Annotated in this window: 16 protein-coding genes; 14 read left to right on the top strand and 2 right to left on the bottom strand. The window is 59.3% G+C overall.

Annotation, left to right across the window (positions count from 1 at the left end; genetic code table 11):
• Positions 1 to 84: 84 nt before the first annotated feature.
• Together tsr and hpaR are read right to left on the bottom strand one after the other, a co-directional pair.
• Positions 85 to 1,749 carry a methyl-accepting chemotaxis protein gene (tsr, locus tag AC2TE5_RS03050; RefSeq protein WP_213329933.1) on the bottom strand — a complete coding sequence of 555 codons (1,665 nt, stop codon included), beginning with the start codon at positions 1,747 to 1,749 and terminating at the stop codon, positions 85 to 87.
• Between the two features lie 83 nt (positions 1,750 to 1,832).
• On the bottom strand, positions 1,833 to 2,273 hold the full coding sequence (hpaR, locus tag AC2TE5_RS03045; protein WP_023334396.1) for a homoprotocatechuate degradation operon regulator HpaR: 441 nt from the start codon (positions 2,271 to 2,273) through the stop codon (positions 1,833 to 1,835).
• Positions 2,274 to 2,543: 270 nt separating this feature from the next.
• Here hpaR and hpaG point away from each other — a divergent pair, with 270 nt between their 5' ends.
• The 14 genes from hpaG (at position 2,544) to yjiA (ending at position 17,493) form a co-directional block, all read left to right on the top strand.
• Entirely contained in the window at positions 2,544 to 3,821 is a 1,278-nt protein-coding gene (hpaG, locus tag AC2TE5_RS03040; RefSeq protein WP_484612639.1) for a 4-hydroxyphenylacetate degradation bifunctional isomerase/decarboxylase, read from the top strand.
• A complete protein-coding gene (gene hpaE, locus AC2TE5_RS03035) occupies positions 3,818 to 5,284 on the top strand; it encodes a 5-carboxymethyl-2-hydroxymuconate semialdehyde dehydrogenase (protein ID WP_202770920.1) in 1,467 nt (488 codons plus the stop codon). The genes hpaG and hpaE overlap by 4 nt, the downstream gene beginning before the upstream one ends.
• A gap of 2 nt (positions 5,285 to 5,286) precedes the next feature.
• Complete coding sequence (gene hpaD, locus AC2TE5_RS03030) at positions 5,287 to 6,138, top strand: 3,4-dihydroxyphenylacetate 2,3-dioxygenase (RefSeq protein ID WP_213329939.1); 852 nt, start codon at positions 5,287 to 5,289, stop codon at positions 6,136 to 6,138.
• 9 nt (positions 6,139 to 6,147) lie between these two features.
• On the top strand, positions 6,148 to 6,528 hold the full coding sequence (locus AC2TE5_RS03025) for a 5-carboxymethyl-2-hydroxymuconate Delta-isomerase (protein ID WP_202773893.1): 381 nt from the start codon (positions 6,148 to 6,150) through the stop codon (positions 6,526 to 6,528).
• A 120-nt stretch (positions 6,529 to 6,648) separates the two neighbouring features.
• Entirely contained in the window at positions 6,649 to 7,452 is an 804-nt protein-coding gene (gene hpaH / locus AC2TE5_RS03020; protein ID WP_108417166.1) for a 2-oxo-hept-4-ene-1,7-dioate hydratase, read from the top strand.
• Positions 7,453 to 7,461: 9 nt separating this feature from the next.
• Positions 7,462 to 8,259 (top strand): 4-hydroxy-2-oxoheptanedioate aldolase, encoded by a 798-nt coding sequence (gene hpaI / locus AC2TE5_RS03015; protein ID WP_213329942.1) that lies wholly within the window; start codon positions 7,462 to 7,464, stop codon positions 8,257 to 8,259.
• Positions 8,260 to 8,280: 21 nt separating this feature from the next.
• Positions 8,281 to 9,633, top strand: a complete 1,353-nt coding sequence (hpaX, locus tag AC2TE5_RS03010) for a 4-hydroxyphenylacetate permease (protein WP_193940839.1) — start codon at positions 8,281 to 8,283, stop codon at positions 9,631 to 9,633.
• A complete protein-coding gene (gene hpaA, locus AC2TE5_RS03005; protein WP_042717310.1) occupies positions 9,605 to 10,495 on the top strand; it encodes a 4-hydroxyphenylacetate catabolism regulatory protein HpaA in 891 nt (296 codons plus the stop codon). The genes hpaX and hpaA overlap by 29 nt, the downstream gene beginning before the upstream one ends.
• 195 nt (positions 10,496 to 10,690) lie before the next feature.
• Positions 10,691 to 12,253, top strand: a complete 1,563-nt coding sequence (gene hpaB, locus AC2TE5_RS03000) for a 4-hydroxyphenylacetate 3-monooxygenase, oxygenase component (protein WP_014168483.1) — start codon at positions 10,691 to 10,693, stop codon at positions 12,251 to 12,253.
• A gap of 17 nt (positions 12,254 to 12,270) precedes the next feature.
• A complete protein-coding gene (locus tag AC2TE5_RS02995) occupies positions 12,271 to 12,783 on the top strand; it encodes a 4-hydroxyphenylacetate 3-monooxygenase reductase subunit (protein WP_159515460.1) in 513 nt (170 codons plus the stop codon).
• 179 nt (positions 12,784 to 12,962) lie between these two features.
• Positions 12,963 to 13,880, top strand: a complete 918-nt coding sequence (locus AC2TE5_RS02990) for a helix-turn-helix transcriptional regulator (RefSeq protein WP_219324416.1) — start codon at positions 12,963 to 12,965, stop codon at positions 13,878 to 13,880.
• Positions 13,881 to 14,071: 191 nt separating this feature from the next.
• Positions 14,072 to 16,225, top strand: a complete 2,154-nt coding sequence (locus AC2TE5_RS02985) for a carbon starvation CstA family protein (RefSeq protein ID WP_023334384.1) — start codon at positions 14,072 to 14,074, stop codon at positions 16,223 to 16,225.
• A 100-nt stretch (positions 16,226 to 16,325) separates the two neighbouring features.
• The gene (locus tag AC2TE5_RS02980) at positions 16,326 to 16,529 is read left to right on the top strand and encodes a YbdD/YjiX family protein (RefSeq protein ID WP_003856610.1); all 204 of its coding nucleotides are present in this window, start codon (positions 16,326 to 16,328) and stop codon (positions 16,527 to 16,529) included.
• A 10-nt stretch (positions 16,530 to 16,539) separates the two neighbouring features.
• Positions 16,540 to 17,493: a GTPase gene (gene yjiA / locus AC2TE5_RS02975; RefSeq protein ID WP_484612638.1), complete on the top strand. Its 954-nt coding sequence runs from the start codon at positions 16,540 to 16,542 to the stop codon at positions 17,491 to 17,493.
• Positions 17,494 to 17,659 lie beyond the last annotated feature (166 nt).

Below are 17,659 nucleotides of genomic sequence, written 5' to 3'. Positions count from 1 at the left end.
GGGTAAGGCGTAGCCGCCACCCGGCACAAACCACGAACCGTAGGCCGGGTAAGGCGCAGCCGCCACCCGGCACAACGCGCAGAGTTAGAACGTTTCCCAGTTATCGCCTGAATCGGCAGTCGCGGTTTTACGCGCCATCACCGGCGCGGAAACCGCTTTAGCCGCAGCGAATTCGCGCGCTTTCATCTGCTCCTGCTGAATGCGGAACACCGCCACGGCCTGAGTCAGACGGCTCGCCTGCTCTTCCAGTGCGGCCGCCGCTGCGGCAGATTCCTCAACCAGCGAGGCGTTCTGCTGGGTCACGCGATCCATCTCGGCTACCGCCAGACCCACCTGGTCGATACCGCGGCTCTGCTCGTCAGACGCAGAGGCGATTTCACCCATGATGTCCGTTACGCGGGTAACCGCGTTCACGATCTCACCCATGGTTTCACCGGCGCTTTCGACCAGCGTTGAACCCACTTCCACGCGGCCCACGGAGTCTTCAATCAGGCTCTTGATTTCACGAGCCGCCTGGGCGCTGCGCTGGGCCAGGTTACGCACTTCACCTGCCACCACCGCAAAACCACGGCCCTGCTCGCCCGCACGCGCCGCTTCTACCGCCGCGTTCAGTGCCAGAATGTTGGTCTGGAAGGCAATGCCGTCGATCACGCTGATAATGTCGGCAATTTTCTGCGAACTGCCCGCGATATCGCGCATGGTCTGCACCACGTTATCCACCACTTTGCCGCCTTTCTGCGCGGTTTCAGAGGCGCTCAGCGCAAGATGGCTCGCCTGACGGGCGTTTTCGGCGTTCTGCTTAACGGTCGCCGTCAGCTGCTCCATGCTGGCCGCGGTCTCTTCCAGGGAAGCGGCCTGCTGTTCAGTACGGGAGGAGAGGTCGTTATTGCCCATCGCAATTTCACTCGCGCCGCTGTAGATAGCGTTCGCGCCGTTACGCACGTCGCCGACGGTACGCACCAGCTCACCCTGCATATGACGCAGCGAGTCGGCCAGTTCACCCATCTCGTTGGTGCCCTGAACCTCAATGCGCTTCACCAGGTCGCCGCTGGCGATATGGCGAATGTTGTCGATCAGACGATTCAGCGGAGAGATCAGCGTCTGCTTAATGTTGAGCCAGACGGCCACGATCACCACCAGCACGGCAATCAGGACGCTGATCAGCACCCAGATAGCCTGGCTGAAGGAGCTGTTGCTATCTTCAACCGCCGTCTGGTACAGCTTGTCGTTCTGCTGCAGGTAGCTCACATACTGCTTCTCAAAACCGTCCTGATAGCTCTGGGTCGGCTGGTCGAAGAAGGCGTTGATTTTGCCCGCGCCCAGCAGCTGAATCAGCTCCGCCAGCGCGCCGTGGTAAATATCATAGTTACGCTTGATCTCCATGGCATCCGCATCGCTTTGACGCGGATCGCGCGGCAGGGCTTCGTAGGCAGCCCAGTTTTTTTCCGCCTGTTTCAGAGACGTAGACGCGATTTGCATCAAATCGTTAACGGTCGCGCCGCTGCCGATATTGCTCTGATCCATCATGTAGCGGATACCCGCGCGGTTCAGGGTATTACGGGTTTGCAGCAACGCGACCCAGCTGGCGTTCAGCGTGGATTGTTGCTGGCGAATGGTTTGCAGGACGGTGAAATTCTCTTTGTCATTCTTAAGGGCATTAAAGAAAAGACCACCGGACGTGAGTTGTAAAAGGCCAAATATCGCTAAAACCAGCATTAAGCTGGTGACAATCTTGATACGGTTTAACATGTTTTCTCTTTCCTCAGACAGATACAGAATTTTCGGCCTGGAAAGGGAAAACTTTACGAAAATCATTCTGGAATTTGTGGTTTTTACTCTTCTTCCCGCGCTGCGTTATGCCGGTTTCCGAGTTCAATAAACTCTTCCAGCAGCGCCGTCAGCTGTTTCATCTTCTCCGGCGTGTATTCCGCCTCAATTTGCTGATACGCCTCTTCGACCTGCGCCTGGGCATGTTCATACAGCGCATTCCCCTCTTTGGTCAGCGACACGTACAGCTTGCGCTGGTCGTTGACCGGCTTTAAGCGCAGCACCAGGCCGTCACGCTCCATGCGCGTCAGAATGCCGGTCAGGCTCGGGCGCAGGATGCAGGTGCGAAACGCCAGATCGTGAAAATCCATCGACGGATGCTCAGCCAGCACGCGCACAATGCGCCACTGCTGCTCGGTCAGGTTATGCCGCTTCACGATCGGGCGGAAGTACGACATCGCCGCTTCCCGCGCCTGCAGCAGCGCGATGGTTAATGAGTCATGCATAGGCTCTCCCTTCACATCATTAACAAGTAAACAATCACTAAAAGATGCTTTTATAAACAAGACGTTTTCTGCCAAAAAGTCTAACAGAAACCATTCAAATTTATTAACCAGCTGATTTACCTATAAATAATTACCAATATGTAAATTTATTGTTATTCATATCACAAATTTTTCACTTCTGATTGCGAAATAAACAGCAAAAGCATAAAACCAGATCATTAACATATTAATGAAATCATAACCCGGACCGCCGGGGTGAGGAGTATGTGAATGAAAGGTACCGTTTTTGCCGTCGCCCTCAACCATCGAAGCCAGCGTGAAGCCTGGCGCGAGGCGTTTGAAAAAGCCCCCTACAGCACGCCGCCGAAAACAGCCGTGTGGTTTATAAAACCGCACAACACGGTGATTCGCGCGGGCGAGCCGATCCCCTTCCCGCAGGGGGAAACGGTGCTGAGCGGCGCGACGGTGGCGCTGGTGGTGGGCAAAACCGCCAGCAGGGTGCGCGTGGAGGACGCCGCGGACTACATCGCGGGATACGCGCTGGCCAACGAAGTGAGCCTGCCGGAAGAGAGCTTCTACCGCCCGGCCATCAAGGCCAAATGCCGGGACGGATTTTGCCCGCTGGGCGAACTTGTCGCCGTTGATAGCGTGGATAACCTGACCATCATTACCGAGATCAACGGTCGCGAAGCGGACCACTGGAACACCGCCGATCTTCAGCGCAGCGCTGCCGAACTGCTGAGCGCCCTGAGCGAGTTCGCCACCCTCAACCCCGGCGATGCGATCCTGCTCGGCACGCCGCAAAGCCGCGTTGAGATCCGCCCGGGCGATCGCGTGCGTATTCTGGCGGCAGGCTTCCCGCCGCTGGAAAACCCGGTGGTGGATGAGCGTAGCGTCACTATTGCGCACAGCACGCCGCCGCACGCCACGCTGTTTGCCCTCGGCCTGAACTATGCCGATCACGCCAGCGAGCTGGACTTCAAGCCGCCCACCGAGCCGCTGGTATTTATCAAAGCGCCAAACACCTTCAACGGCGACAACCAGACGTCGGTGCGCCCGAACAATATCGAATACATGCACTACGAGGCGGAGCTGGTGGTGGTCATCGGTAAAACCGCGCGTAAGGTCAGCGAAGCCGAGGCGATGGACTACGTGGCGGGCTATACGGTCTGCAACGACTACGCCATCCGCGACTACCTGGAAAACTACTACCGCCCGAACCTGCGGGTAAAAAGCCGCGACGGGCTGACGCCCATTTCCCCCCACATCGTGCCGAAAGCGGCGATTCCCGACCCTCACAATCTCGCCCTGCGCACCTTCGTCAACGGCGAGCTGCGCCAGGAAGGCACCACCGCGGATCTGATCTTCAGCATTCCGTTCCTGATTGCGTACCTGAGCGATTTTATGACCCTGCAGCCGGGCGACATGATTGCCACCGGCACGCCAAAAGGGCTGTCCGACGTGGTGCCGGGCGATGAGGTGGTGGTGGAAGTGGAGGGCGTGGGACGCCTGGTGAACAGAATTGTCAGCGAGGAGACTGCAAAATGAAAAAGATAAACCACTGGATCAACGGTAAAAACGTCGCCGGAAGCGAGTACTTCCACACCACCAACCCGGCCTCCGGCGAGGTATTAGCGGAAGTCGCCTCCGGCGGTGAAGCTGAAATTCACCAGGCCGTTGCCGCCGCCAAAGAGGCGTTCCCGAAATGGGCCAATCTGCCGATGAAAGAGCGCGCGCGCCTGATGCGCCGCCTGGGCGATCTGATTGACCAGAACGTGCCCGAGATCGCCGCCATGGAAACCGCCGACACCGGCCTGCCGATCCACCAGACCAAAAACGTGCTCATTCCGCGCGCCTCGCACAACTTCGAGTTCTTCGCCGAGGTGTGCCAGCAGATGAACGGCAAAACCTACCCGGTCGACGACAAGATGCTCAACTATACCCTGGTGCAGCCGGTGGGCGTCTGCGCGCTGGTGTCGCCGTGGAACGTGCCGTTTATGACCGCCACCTGGAAGGTCGCCCCGTGCCTGGCACTCGGAAACACCGCGGTGCTGAAAATGTCTGAACTCTCCCCGCTGACCGCCGACCGTCTGGGCGAGCTGGCGCTGGAGGCGGGCATTCCGGCGGGCGTGCTGAACGTGGTGCAGGGCTACGGCGCGACGGCAGGCGACGCGCTGGTGCGCCATCACGACGTGCGCGCGGTCTCCTTCACCGGCGGCACCGCCACCGGGCGTAACATCATGAAAAACGCCGGGCTGAAGAAGTACTCCATGGAGCTGGGTGGTAAATCCCCGGTGCTGATTTTTGAAGATGCCGACATCGAGCGCGCGCTGGACGCAGCCCTGTTCACCATCTTCTCCATCAACGGCGAGCGCTGCACCGCGGGCTCGCGCATCTTTATCCAGCAGAGCATCTACCCGGAATTCGTCAAGCGCTTTGCCGAGCGCGCCAACCGCCTCCGCGTGGGCGACCCGACCGATCCGAACACCCAGATTGGCGCACTCATCAGCAAGCAGCACTGGGAGAAGGTATCCGGCTACATCCGCCTCGGCATTGAAGAGGGTGCAACCCTGCTGGCGGGCGGCCCGGACAAACCGACCGATCTGCCTGCGCACCTGAAGGGCGGCAACTTCCTGCGACCAACCGTGCTGGCGGACGTCGACAACCGCATGCGCGTGGCGCAGGAGGAGATCTTCGGGCCGGTGGCCTGCCTGCTGCCGTTTAAGGACGAAGCGGAAGGCCTGCGCCTGGCGAACGACGTGGAGTACGGCCTGGCGTCGTACATCTGGACCCAGGACGTCAGCAAGGTGCTGCGCCTGGCGCGCAATATCGAAGCGGGCATGGTGTTCGTCAACACCCAGAACGTGCGCGACCTGCGCCAGCCGTTTGGCGGCGTGAAGGCCTCCGGCACCGGCCGCGAGGGCGGTGAGTACAGCTTCGAGGTGTTCGCGGAGATGAAGAACGTCTGCATCTCCATGGGCGACCATCCAATTCCAAAGTGGGGGATCTGACCATGGGTAAACTAGCGTTAGCGGCGAAAATCACCCACGTACCGTCCATGTACCTCTCCGAGCTGCCGGGGAAAAACCACGGCTGCCGCCAGTCGGCCATCGACGGGCATAAAGAAATCAGCAAGCGCTGCCGCGAGCTGGGCGTGGACACCATCATCGTGTTCGACACCCACTGGCTGGTGAACAGCGCGTACCACATCAACTGTGCGGACCATTTTGCGGGCGTCTACACCAGCAACGAGCTGCCGCACTTTATCCGCGACATGACCTATGACTACGACGGCAACCCGGCGCTCGGCCAGCTGATCGCCGACGAAGCGGTGAAGCTCGGCGTGCGCGCCAAAGCGCACAACATCCCGAGCCTCAAGCTGGAGTACGGCACGCTGGTGCCGATGCGCTACATGAATGCGGATAAGCACTTCAAAGTGATCTCCATCTCGGCGTTCTGCACGGTTCACGACTTCGCCGACAGCCGCAGGCTGGGCGAGGCCATCGTCAGCGCTATCGAAAAATACGACGGCACCGTGGCGGTGCTCGCCAGCGGCTCGCTGTCGCACCGCTTTATCGACGACCAGCGTGCGGAAGAAGGGATGAACAGCTACACCCGCGAGTTTGACCGTCAGATGGACGAGCGCGTGGTGAAGCTGTGGCGCGAAGGCCAGTTTAAGGAGTTTTGCAGCATGCTGCCGGAGTACGCCGACTACTGCTACGGCGAGGGCAACATGCACGACACCGTGATGCTGCTGGGCATGCTCGGCTGGGACCAGTACGACGGCAAGGTGGAGTTCCTCACCGAGCTGTTCGCCAGCTCCGGCACCGGCCAGGTTAACGCCGTTTTCCCGCTGCCTGCGTAAGGAGCCACCGTGCCGCACTTTATTGCTGAATGTACCGACAACATCCGCGAGCAGGCCGACCTGCCGGGGCTGTTCGCCAAAGTCAACGAGGCGCTCGCCGCCACGGGCATCTTCCCCATCGGCGGTATCCGCAGCCGCGCCCACTGGCTGGACACCTGGCAGATGGCCGACGGCAGGCACGATTACGCCTTTGTGCATATGACGCTAAAGATTGGTGCCGGGCGCAGCCTGGAGAGCCGGGAAGCCGTGGGGGAGATGCTGTTTGCGCTGATCAAAACGCACTTCGCGGAGCTGATGGCCGCCCGCTATCTGGCACTGTCGTTCGAGCTCGACGAGCTGCATCCGACGCTCAATTACAAACAAAACAACGTGCACGCGTTGTTTAAGTAAAACCGTCCCCTCTCCCTTTGGGAGAGGGTTAGGGTGAGGGGAAATCTCTGCGGCCTGATGCCCTCACCCCGTCCCTCTCCCACGGGGAGAGGGAGAAAAAACATAAAACAGGATATCGCCATGCTCGACAAACACACCCATACCCTGATCGCCCATCGTCTGCATCAGGCGGAACAATCCCGGGAGCAGATCCGCGCGATCTCGCTGGAGTACCCGGAGATCACCATTGAAGACGCCTACGCCGTCCAGCGCGAATGGGTCAGCCTGAAAATCGCCGAAGGCCGCGTGCTGAAGGGCCACAAGATCGGCCTCACCTCGAAAGCGATGCAGGCCAGCTCGCAGATTAGCGAGCCGGACTACGGCGCGCTGCTGGACGACATGTTCTTCCACGACGGCAGCGACATCCCCGTCGATCGCTTTATCGTTCCGCGCATCGAAGTGGAGCTAGCCTTCGTGCTGGCAAAACCGCTGCGCGGCCCGAACTGCACGATCTTCGACGTCTACAACGCGACTGACTACGTCATCCCCGCGCTGGAGCTGATCGACGCCCGCTGCCACAACGTTGACCCGGAAACCCAGCGCCCGCGCAAGGTGTTCGACACCATTTCCGATAACGCCGCCAATGCGGGGGTGATCCTCGGCGGCCGTCCGATTAAGCCCGACGCGCTGGATCTGCGCTGGATCTCCGCCCTGCTCTACCGCAACGGCGTGATCGAAGAGACCGGCGTTGCCGCAGGCGTGCTCAACCACCCGGCGAACGGCGTAGCGTGGCTGGCGAACAAGCTGGCGCCGTACGACGTGCAGCTTGAGCCGGGGCAAATCATTCTCGGCGGCTCGTTTACCCGCCCGGTGCCCGCCAGCAGAGGCGACACCTTCCACGTCGACTACGGCAGCATGGGCTCCATCAGCTGCCGCTTTGTTTAGGAGAGGACCATGCAAAACGCATTCAAAGCGGCGCTGCAGGCGGGCCGCCCGCAAATCGGCTTATGGCTGGGGCTGACCAGCAGCTATAGCGCCGAGCTGCTGGCGGGGGCAGGCTTCGACTGGCTGCTGATCGACGGCGAGCACGCGCCGAACAGCGTGCAGACCGTGTTAACCCAATTACAGGCCATCGCCCCTTATCCCAGCCAGCCGGTGGTGCGCCCGTCGTGGAACGACCCGGTGCAGATTAAACAGCTGCTGGACGTGGGGGCACAAACCCTGCTGGTGCCGATGGTTCAAAACGCCGACGAAGCGCGGCTGGCGGTCCGTTCTACCCGCTACCCGCCTGCGGGCATTCGCGGCGTCGGCAGCGCCCTGGCGCGCGCCTCGCGCTGGAACCGCATCCCGGATTACCTGCAGCAGGCTAACGACGCCATGTGCGTGCTGGTGCAGATTGAAACCCGCGAGGCGCTGAAAAACCTGCCGCAGATCCTGGACGTGGAAGGCGTCGACGGCGTGTTTATCGGCCCGGCGGATCTGAGCGCCGACATGGGCTTTGCCGGCAACCCGCAGCACCCGGAGGTGCAGGCCGCCATCGAGCAGGCGATCGCGCAGATCCGTGCGGCCGGTAAAGCGCCCGGCATCCTGATGGCGAACGAGCCGCTGGCGAAACGCTACCTTGAACTCGGCGCGCTATTTGTCGCCGTCGGCGTCGACACCACCCTGCTCGCCCGCGGCGCGGAAGCGCTGGCGGCACGCTTTATCGAACAACCGGTTACGTCAGTTAATAACAATAAATCCGTCTACTAAACGTAAGATCTGGAGCGCACCATGACGACCTCTACCCTGCAAACCCATGATAATAAAGCTGTTGAACATCGCGCCATTAACAAGCTGTTCCGACGCCTGATCGTCTTTCTCTTTATCCTGTTTGTCTTTTCGTTTCTCGATCGTATCAACATCGGCTTTGCCGGGCTGACGATGGGCAAAGATCTGGGCCTTACGTCGACCATGTTTGGCCTGGCCGCGACGCTGTTTTACGTTACCTACGTGCTGTGCGGGATCCCGAGCAACATCATGCTGGCGAAAATCGGCGCGCGGCGCTGGATCGCCGGGATCATGGTGGTGTGGGGCATCGCCTCCACCTGCACCATGTTCGCCACCAGCCCGCACACGCTCTATGTTTTACGCATGCTGGTGGGCATTGCGGAAGCGGGCTTCCTGCCAGGGATCCTGGTCTATCTCACCTGGTGGTTCCCGGCCTATCACCGCGCCCGCGCCAACGCGCTGTTTATGATCGCCATGCCGGTGACCATGATGCTCGGCTCGATCCTCTCCGGCTACATTCTGGCGATGGACGGGCTGTGGAACCTGAAGGGCTGGCAGTGGCTGTTCCTGCTGGAGGGGCTGCCGTCGGTGGTGCTCGGCGTAGTGACCTGGTTTTACCTCAACGACACGCCGGATCAGGCCACCTGGCTGGACGACGACGAAAAGCAGGCGCTGAAAACGATGATCGCCCGCGAGCAGGAGGTCGCCATTGCCCAATCCGTCACGCCGCGATCGACGCTGCGCGAAGTGCTGACCCCGGCGGTGCTGCTCTACACGCTGGCCTACTTCTGCCTGACCAACACGCTTAGCGCGATCAACATCTGGACGCCGCAGATCCTGCAAAGCTTTAACACGGGGAGCAGCAATATCGTCATCGGCCTGCTGGCGGCGATCCCGCAGTTTTGCACCATCCTCGGGATGATCTGGTGGAGCCGACGCTCCGACAGGCTGAAAGAGCGAAAAAAGCACACCATCCTGCCGTACCTGTTCGCCGCGGCGGGATGGATGCTGGCCTCGGCCACCGATCACAGCCTGATCCAGCTGCTTGGCATCATCATGGCCTCAACCGGATCGTTTACCGCCATGGCGATATTCTGGACCACGCCGGATCGGGTTATTAGCCTGCAGTCCCGCGCGGTGGCGCTGGCGGTGATCAACGCCATCGGCAACGTAGGATCCGCCGTCAGCCCATTGCTGATTGGGATCCTGCGCGACGCGACCGGCAGCTTCAGCTCCGGCCTATGGTTTGTGGCCGGGCTGCTGGTGGTCGGCGCGCTGGTGCTGACGCGCATTCCGATGACGCAGCGGGATCAACAGAGGAACGAGCATGTGCCAGAGCCCTATCGCCAACATTGATATCAGCAAGGAGTACGACGAAAGTCTGGGCACCGACGATGTGCACTACCAGTCGTTCGCGCGCATGGCGGCCTTTTTTGGCCGCGACATGCAGGCGCATCGTCACGACCAGTATTTTCAGATGCACTTTCTCGATACCGGGCAGATTGAGCTCCAGCTCGACGATCACCGCTACTCGGTGCAGGCCCCGCTGTTCGTCCTCACGCCGCCGTCGGTGCCGCACGCGTTTATCACCGAATCCGACAGCGACGGGCACGTGCTGACGGTGCGCGAGGATCTGATCTGGCCGCTGCTGGAGGTGCTCTACCCCGGCACGCGGGAAGCGTTTGGCCTGCCGGGGATCTGCCTCTCGCTGGCCGACAGGCCGGACGAGCTGGCGGCGCTGAAGCACTACTGGCAGCTGATTGCCCGGGAATCGACGGAACAGCTGCCGGGGCGCGAACATACCCTGGTCCTGCTGGCGCAGGCGGTCTTCACCCTGCTGCTGCGCAACGCCAAGCTCGACGACCACGCTTCGGGCGGTATGCGCGGCGAGCTGAAGCTGTTCCAGCGCTTTACCCAGCTGATAGATGCCCACTACCACCAGCACTGGACGGTGCCGGAATACGCCAGCGAACTGCACCTGACCGAATCCCGCCTGACCGACATCTGCCGCCGCTTCGCCAACCGCCCACCGAAGCGGCTGATCTTCGACCGCCAGCTGCGGGAGGCCAGGCGGCTGCTGCTCTTCTCCGACAGCGCGGTCAGCGAGATTGCCTGGCAGCTGGGGTTTAAGGATCCGGCCTATTTTGCCCGGTTTTTTAACCGCTTAGTGGGGTGCTCGCCGAGCGCGTATCGGGCGCAGAAAGTACCGGTTTCCTGAACGCATCACGTTTTGTAGGGCGGGTAAGCGCAGCGCCACCCGCCGAAAAGCCGCACAGATCACAAATCCCAATCCAACCCGAAAAGTACCCGCCGTTGTCCCAATCGTCCCTTCACGTTACGCCCCTCTCAGGCTTCAATTAAACAACAAAAACAAAACATAAATTTAACAACACTATTCCGATACGAGGTCCCTATGAAGCCTGAAGATTTCCGCGCTGATGCCAAACGTCCGTTAACCGGCGAAGAGTATTTAAAAAGCCTGCAGGACGGCCGTGAGATTTATATCTACGGCGAGCGCGTCAAAGACGTCACCACCCATCCGGCGTTTCGCAACGCGGCGGCCTCTATCGCGCAGATGTACGACGCGCTTCACAAGCCGGACATGCAGGACACCCTCTGCTGGGGCACCGACACCGGCAGCGGCGGCTACACCCATAAGTTCTTCCGCGTGGCGAAAAGCGCCGACGACCTGCGCCAGCAGCGCGACGCCATCGCCGAGTGGTCGCGCCTGAGCTACGGCTGGATGGGCCGCACGCCGGACTACAAGGCCGCATTCGGCTGCGCGCTCGGCGCCAACCCGGCCTTCTACGGCCAGTTCGAACAGAACGCCCGTAACTGGTACACCCGCATTCAGGAAACCGGCCTGTACTTCAACCACGCTATCGTTAACCCGCCGATCGACCGCCACAAGCCGGCTGACGAGGTGAAAGATGTCTACATCAAGCTGGAGAAAGAGACCGATGCCGGGATTATCGTCAGCGGCGCGAAAGTGGTGGCAACCAACTCGGCGCTGACCCACTACAACATGATCGGCTTCGGCTCCGCGCAGGTGATGGGCGAAAACCCGGACTTCGCGCTGATGTTCGTCGCGCCGATGGATGCCGAAGGCGTGAAGCTGATCTCGCGCGCCTCTTACGAGATGGTGGCAGGCGCAACCGGATCCCCGTACGACTACCCGCTCTCCAGCCGCTTCGACGAGAACGACGCGATCCTGGTGATGGATCACGTGCTGATCCCGTGGGAAAACGTGCTGATCTACCGCGATTTCGACCGCTGCCGTCGCTGGACGATGGAAGGTGGATTTGCGCGGATGTACCCGCTGCAGGCCTGCGTGCGTCTGGCGGTGAAGCTCGACTTCATCACCGCCCTGCTGAAGAAATCGCTCGAGTGCACCGGTACCCTGGAGTTCCGCGGCGTGCAGGCGGATCTCGGCGAAGTGGTGGCCTGGCGCAACATGTTCTGGGCGCTGAGCGACTCCATGTGTTCCGAAGCCACGCCGTGGGTGAACGGCGCCTACCTGCCGGATCACGCCGCGCTGCAAACCTACCGCGTGATGGCGCCGATGGCCTACGCCAAGATCAAGAACATCATCGAGCGTAACGTGACGTCCGGTCTGATTTACCTGCCGTCCAGCGCCCGGGATCTGAACAACCCGCAGATCGACCAGTATCTGGCGAAATACGTTCGCGGCTCCAACGGTATGGATCACGTCGAACGCATCAAGATTTTGAAGCTGATGTGGGATGCCATCGGCAGCGAGTTTGGCGGTCGTCACGAGCTGTACGAAATCAACTACTCCGGGAGCCAGGATGAGATCCGCCTGCAGTGTCTGCGCCAGGCGCAGAGCTCCGGCAACATGGACAAGATGATGGCGATGGTCGACCGCTGCATGTCCGAATACGACCAGCACGGCTGGACGGTGCCGCACCTGCACAACAACAGCGATATCAACATGCTCGACAAGCTGCTGAAATAGCGCAGCGGGAGGTTGCAATGCATTTAGATGAACAACGCCTGCGTTTTCGCGACGCAATGAGCAGCCTGTCGGCGGCGGTCAATGTGGTCACCACCGAGGGCGAGGCGGGCCGCTGCGGCATTACCGCCACCGCCGTCTGTTCGGTGACTGACACCCCGCCGTCGGTCATGGTGTGCATCAACGCCAACAGCGCCATGAACCCGGTATTTCAGGGCAACGGCAGGCTGTGCGTTAACGTACTGAACCACGAGCAGGAGATCATGGCTCGCCATTTCGCCGGGATGACCGGTATGACGATGGAGGAGCGCTTTGCCCTCTCCTGCTGGCAGAAAGGCCCGCTGGCGCAGCCGGTGCTCAAGGGCGCGCTCGCCAGCCTGGAAGGCGAGATTAGCCAGGTGCAAACCATCGGCACGCATCTTGTCTACCTTGTTGAAATTAAAAACATCATTCTGAGTGACGCGGGACACGGCCTGATCTACTTCAAGCGCCGTTTCCACCCGGTTATGCTGGAGGCGGAAGCCGCCGTGTGATCCCCCCTCGCGCTGGCCTTTTTCTTCGGCCAGCGCCGCTTTCTACAAAAACTCCTAAGGTTTCCGCTAAATCACGCCGTTATATACCCATAAGAGAAATTTTCTGTGACTGAATACTGGCACCCTTTGTCAGTGCATCCGCATCATTCAGCGCATACCTAAATATACAGGATGACCTTATGGCAAAAACGACGCGGAGCCGCTCGGCTGAACGTCTGGTCGATATTCTGGTTGAGCTACATTTAAACGGTGTGGTAAACCGCAGTGCGCTAATGGAGAAATTTAAAATTACCGAGCGTACCGTCTACCGGGATTTAAATGCCCTCTCTCCCATTGTTGAACATACCGGTAACGGGCTATATCGACTGATTCATTCTGCACAATCGCCCGGCGGACAAGGCCTACACCACACCCTTGCTAACTTCCTGAATGCCGACAGCTTTTTCCCTGAAAGAAATACGGAATTCTGGCAAAATCTTGAAACGCGCGTTGACGAAAACCATATTCTTATTCTTGCGAATGAAGCCGAACACACGGTCCAGCGCGATATTCGCCGTCATTTAACGAAAATCGAGAGATCGATTAAAAACCATAATGTTTGTCAGATTGTTTATAAGGGGAAAACCCGTCTGATTAATCCCTATAAACTCATTAACAAAAAAAATATATGGTATTTACAAGCCACCGAAAATAGCCGTCTGAAATCCTTCTCATTGAGCCAGATTAGCTGGTTTGATATTCAGAAAACGACCTTCACCCCGGAAGAAAATGTCCTTGAGCTGCTGGAAAAAAGCCTCGACCCTTGGGTATCTGAAAATACTTTCGCGGTGAAAATATTTATCAAAGATAATATTTCGCATTACTTCCTGCGCCGCGATCTTCTGCCGGAACAAGAGCTGCTGGAGGAGCAACAGGGCGGCGTCACGCTGCGCTGCCAGGCGGCGCACGAGAACCAGATCCTGCCGCTGCTGTTCTACTGGCTGCCCCATATTCAGATTCTTGAGCCGAGCTGGCTGAAGGAAAAACTGATCGGAACGCTGGAGAACTATCTGGCGGTGGAACGCAACCCGAATAATCAAGTGATCTCAATCACATAATTTCGCCCCCTGGCGGCGAGCCGGAACCGCTCGTCGCCCCCTTTGACCGCTCACCTCGCACTTTCAACCACTCATTCATTTACCGTCCTTTACACGCGCGAGGATCTGGCACGATCGCTCCAGCATTAATCAATACCTCCTCACAACGAACCCTGACCCTTTTTTCTTTACATAAAAAACCAGGTCTTACTATGGATACTAAAAAACTACTGAAGCACGTGCCCTGGGCCTTACTCGGGATCCTCGGCGCTTTTTGTCTGGCGGTTGTCGCATTGCGCCGGGGCGAACACGTAAGCGCCCTGTGGATCGTGGTCGCGTCCGTTTCCGTCTATCTTGTTGCTTATCGCTACTACAGCTTGTACATCGCGCAGAAGGTCATGAAGCTCGACCCGACGCGCGCCACTCCGGCGGTCATTAACAATGACGGCCTGAACTACGTGCCAACCAACCGCTACGTGCTGTTTGGTCACCACTTTGCCGCTATCGCCGGTGCAGGCCCGCTGGTCGGCCCGGTGCTGGCCGCGCAGATGGGCTACCTGCCGGGTACCCTGTGGCTGCTCGCGGGCGTAGTGCTGGCGGGTGCGGTGCAGGACTTTATGGTGCTGTTTATCTCTTCTCGCCGTAACGGCGCCTCTCTGGGTGAGATGGTCAAAGAAGAGATGGGCCGCGTGCCGGGGACCATCGCCCTGTTCGGCTGCTTCCTGATTATGATCATCATCCTCGCGGTGCTGGCCCTGATCGTGGTGAAAGCGCTGGCCGAAAGCCCGTGGGGCGTCTTCACCGTCTGCTCAACCGTGCCGATTGCGCTGTTCATGGGGATCTACATGCGATTCCTGCGTCCGGGACGCGTGGGTGAAGTGTCGGTGATTGGTATCGTGCTGCTGGTGGCCTCCATCTACTTCGGCGGCGTGATTGCGCACGACCCGTACTGGGGCCCGGCGCTGACCTTCAAGGACACCACCATTACCTTCGCGCTGATTGGCTATGCGTTTATCTCCGCGCTGCTGCCGGTCTGGCTGATTCTGGCCCCGCGCGACTACCTGGCGACCTTCCTCAAAATCGGCGTTATCGTCGGTCTGGCGATCGGCATCCTGGTGATTAACCCGGATCTGAAAATGCCTGCGGTCACGCAGTACATCGACGGCACCGGCCCGCTGTGGAAAGGCGCCCTGTTCCCGTTCCTGTTCATCACCATCGCCTGCGGTGCGGTCTCCGGCTTCCACGCCCTGATTGCGTCCGGCACCACGCCTAAGCTGCTGGCGAACGAGAAAGACGCGCGTCTGATCGGCTACGGCGCGATGCTGATGGAGTCCTTCGTGGCGATCATGGCGCTGGTTGCAGCCTCGATTATCGAACCGGGTCTGTACTTCGCGATGAACACCCCGCCTGCTGGCCTCGGCATCACCATGCCAAACCTGCACGAGATGGGCGGCGACAACGCGGCGCTGATTATGGCGCAGCTGAAGGACGCGAGCGCACACGCGGCGGCGACCGTCAGCTCCTGGGGCTTCGTGATTTCGCCAGAGCAGATCATGCAGACGGCGAAGGACATCGGCGAACCGTCCGTGCTGAACCGCGCAGGCGGTGCACCTACGCTTGCCGTCGGTATCGCACACGTGTTCCACAAAGTGCTGCCGTGGGCGGACATGGGCTTCTGGTACCACTTCGGTATTCTGTTCGAAGCGCTGTTCATCCTGACCGCGCTGGACGCCGGTACCCGTGCGGGCCGCTTCATGCTGCAGGACCTGCTCGGTAACTTCGTGCCGTTCCTGAAGAAAACCGACTCTCTGGTCGCGGGTATTCTGGGTACTGCGGGCTGCGTCGGCCTGTGGGGCTACCTCCTGTATCAGGGCGTTGTCGACCCGCTCGGCGGCGTGAAGAGCCTGTGGCCGCTGTTCGGTATCTCTAACCAGATGCTCGCAGCCGTTGCTCTGGTGCTCGGTACCGTGGTCCTCGTGAAGATGAAACGCACCAAATACATCTGGGTAACGGTTGTTCCTGCGCTGTGGCTGCTGCTCTGCACCACCTGGGCGCTTGGCCTGAAGCTGTTCAGCGCCAACCCGCAGCTGGAAGGCTTCTTCTTCATGGCTAACCAGTACAAAGAGAAGATTGCCGCAGGCGGCGCGGATCTGACCGCGCAGCAGATTGCCAACATGAACCATATCGTGGTGAACAACTACACCAACGCGGGTCTGAGCATTCTGTTCCTGGTGGTGGTGTACAGCATCATCTTCTACGGCATCAAAACCTGGCTGAACGTGCGCAACGCCGACGGTCGTACGGATAAAGAAACCCCGTACGTGCCGGTGCCGGAAGGCGGCGTGAAGACCTCTTCACACCATTAATCCGCAATCCTCCCCCTCTCCCTTTGGGAGAGGGCTGGGGTGAGGGGAACACAAGCCCAGCGGACTCACATCGCCGGGCTTTTTCTGTCTGGAACCTACAATGTTTGGTAACTTAGGCGAAGCAAAAAAATACCTCGGTCAGGCGGCGAAAATGCTGATTGGCATTCCGGACTATGACAACTACGTTGAGCATATGAAGACCAACCATCCGGATAAGCCGTACATGACCTACACCGAATTCTTCCGCGAGCGTCAGGAAGCGCGCTACGGCGGAAGTGGAGAAGGCGGCGTCCGCTGCTGCTAAAGGAGAGACCATGACCCCGATTGCCGTTACCCTGCTGACCGGTTTTCTCGGCGCCGGTAAGACCACCCTGCTGCGCCACATCCTGAATGAACAGCACGGCTTCAAAATTGCCGTCATCGAAAACGAATTTGGTGAGGTCTCGGTAGACGATCAGCTGATTGGCGATCGCGCCACCCAGATCAAAACCCTCACCAACGGCTGCATCTGCTGCACCCGCTCTAACGAATTAGAAGACGCCCTGCTGGACCTGCTCGACAGCCGCGACCGCGGCGAGATCGACTTTGACCGTCTTGTGATCGAGTGCACCGGGATGGCCGACCCTGGCCCGATTATTCAGACCTTTTTCTCTCACGAGATCCTCTGCCAGCGCTACATGCTGGACGGCGTGATTGCCCTGGTGGATGCGGTTCACGCCGACGATCAGATGAACCAGTTCACCATCGCCCAGTCTCAGGTGGGCTACGCTGACCGCATCCTGCTGACCAAAACCGACGTGGCGGGCGAAAGCGTTAAGCTGCGCGAGCGCCTGACCCGCATCAACTCCCGCGCGCCGATTTACACGGTGACACATGGCGACATCGATCTGTCTCAGTTGTTCAACACCAACGGCTTTATGCTGGAAGAGAACGTCACCGCAAAACCGCGCTTCCACTTTATGGGAGATAAGCAAAACGACGTGGCGTCGATTGTGGTCGAGCTGGACTACCCGGTGGGCATCGGCGAGGTTTCGCGCGTGATGGAGAACCTGCTGCTGTCGTTTGCCGACAAGCTGCTGCGCTACAAAGGTATGCTGTGGATTGACGGCGAGCCGAACCGCCTGCTGTTCCAGGGCGTGCAGCGCCTTTATAGCGCCGACTGGGACAGACCGTGGGGCGATGAAACGCCGCGCAGCGTGATGGTGTTTATAGGTATCCAACTCCCGGAAGAGGAGATTCGAGCGGCGTTTGCGGGGCTGAAAAAGTAAATAGTGGCTCCCTTTTAATGAGGAAAGGGAGCGTATTTCATTGATGCCAAATGCGCGGGTCGCACTTTCTGTTTGCAATATTGTCTGTTAATGTTCTTAACAATAATGAAATCATGCTTTGATTAATATTCATTGCAATATTAATTAATTGGATTTGTATAATTTT

This window comes from Enterobacter sp. N5-15, assembly GCF_057221635.1.
Note: the sequence above shows the minus strand (reverse complement) of the source record. Positions and strands in the feature narration are given on the sequence as shown.

Bases quoted from the DNA above. Each gene is read 5' to 3' on its own strand.
- tsr (WP_213329933.1), bottom strand. From the start codon at position 1,749: ATGTTAAACCGTATCAAGATTGTCACCAGCTTAATGCTGGTTTTAGCG.
- hpaR (WP_023334396.1), bottom strand. From the start codon at position 2,273: ATGCATGACTCATTAACCATCGCGCTGCTGCAGGCGCGGGAAGCGGCG.
- hpaG (WP_484612639.1), top strand. From the start codon at position 2,544: ATGAAAGGTACCGTTTTTGCCGTCGCCCTCAACCATCGAAGCCAGCGT.
- hpaE (WP_202770920.1), top strand. From the start codon at position 3,818: ATGAAAAAGATAAACCACTGGATCAACGGTAAAAACGTCGCCGGAAGC.
- hpaD (WP_213329939.1), top strand. From the start codon at position 5,287: ATGGGTAAACTAGCGTTAGCGGCGAAAATCACCCACGTACCGTCCATG.
- hpaH (WP_108417166.1), top strand. From the start codon at position 6,649: ATGCTCGACAAACACACCCATACCCTGATCGCCCATCGTCTGCATCAG.
- hpaI (WP_213329942.1), top strand. From the start codon at position 7,462: ATGCAAAACGCATTCAAAGCGGCGCTGCAGGCGGGCCGCCCGCAAATC.
- hpaX (WP_193940839.1), top strand. From the start codon at position 8,281: ATGACGACCTCTACCCTGCAAACCCATGATAATAAAGCTGTTGAACAT.
- hpaA (WP_042717310.1), top strand. From the start codon at position 9,605: ATGTGCCAGAGCCCTATCGCCAACATTGATATCAGCAAGGAGTACGAC.
- hpaB (WP_014168483.1), top strand. From the start codon at position 10,691: ATGAAGCCTGAAGATTTCCGCGCTGATGCCAAACGTCCGTTAACCGGC.
- AC2TE5_RS02995 (WP_159515460.1), top strand. From the start codon at position 12,271: ATGCATTTAGATGAACAACGCCTGCGTTTTCGCGACGCAATGAGCAGC.
- AC2TE5_RS02990 (WP_219324416.1), top strand. From the start codon at position 12,963: ATGGCAAAAACGACGCGGAGCCGCTCGGCTGAACGTCTGGTCGATATT.
- AC2TE5_RS02985 (WP_023334384.1), top strand. From the start codon at position 14,072: ATGGATACTAAAAAACTACTGAAGCACGTGCCCTGGGCCTTACTCGGG.
- AC2TE5_RS02980 (WP_003856610.1), top strand. From the start codon at position 16,326: ATGTTTGGTAACTTAGGCGAAGCAAAAAAATACCTCGGTCAGGCGGCG.
- yjiA (WP_484612638.1), top strand. From the start codon at position 16,540: ATGACCCCGATTGCCGTTACCCTGCTGACCGGTTTTCTCGGCGCCGGT.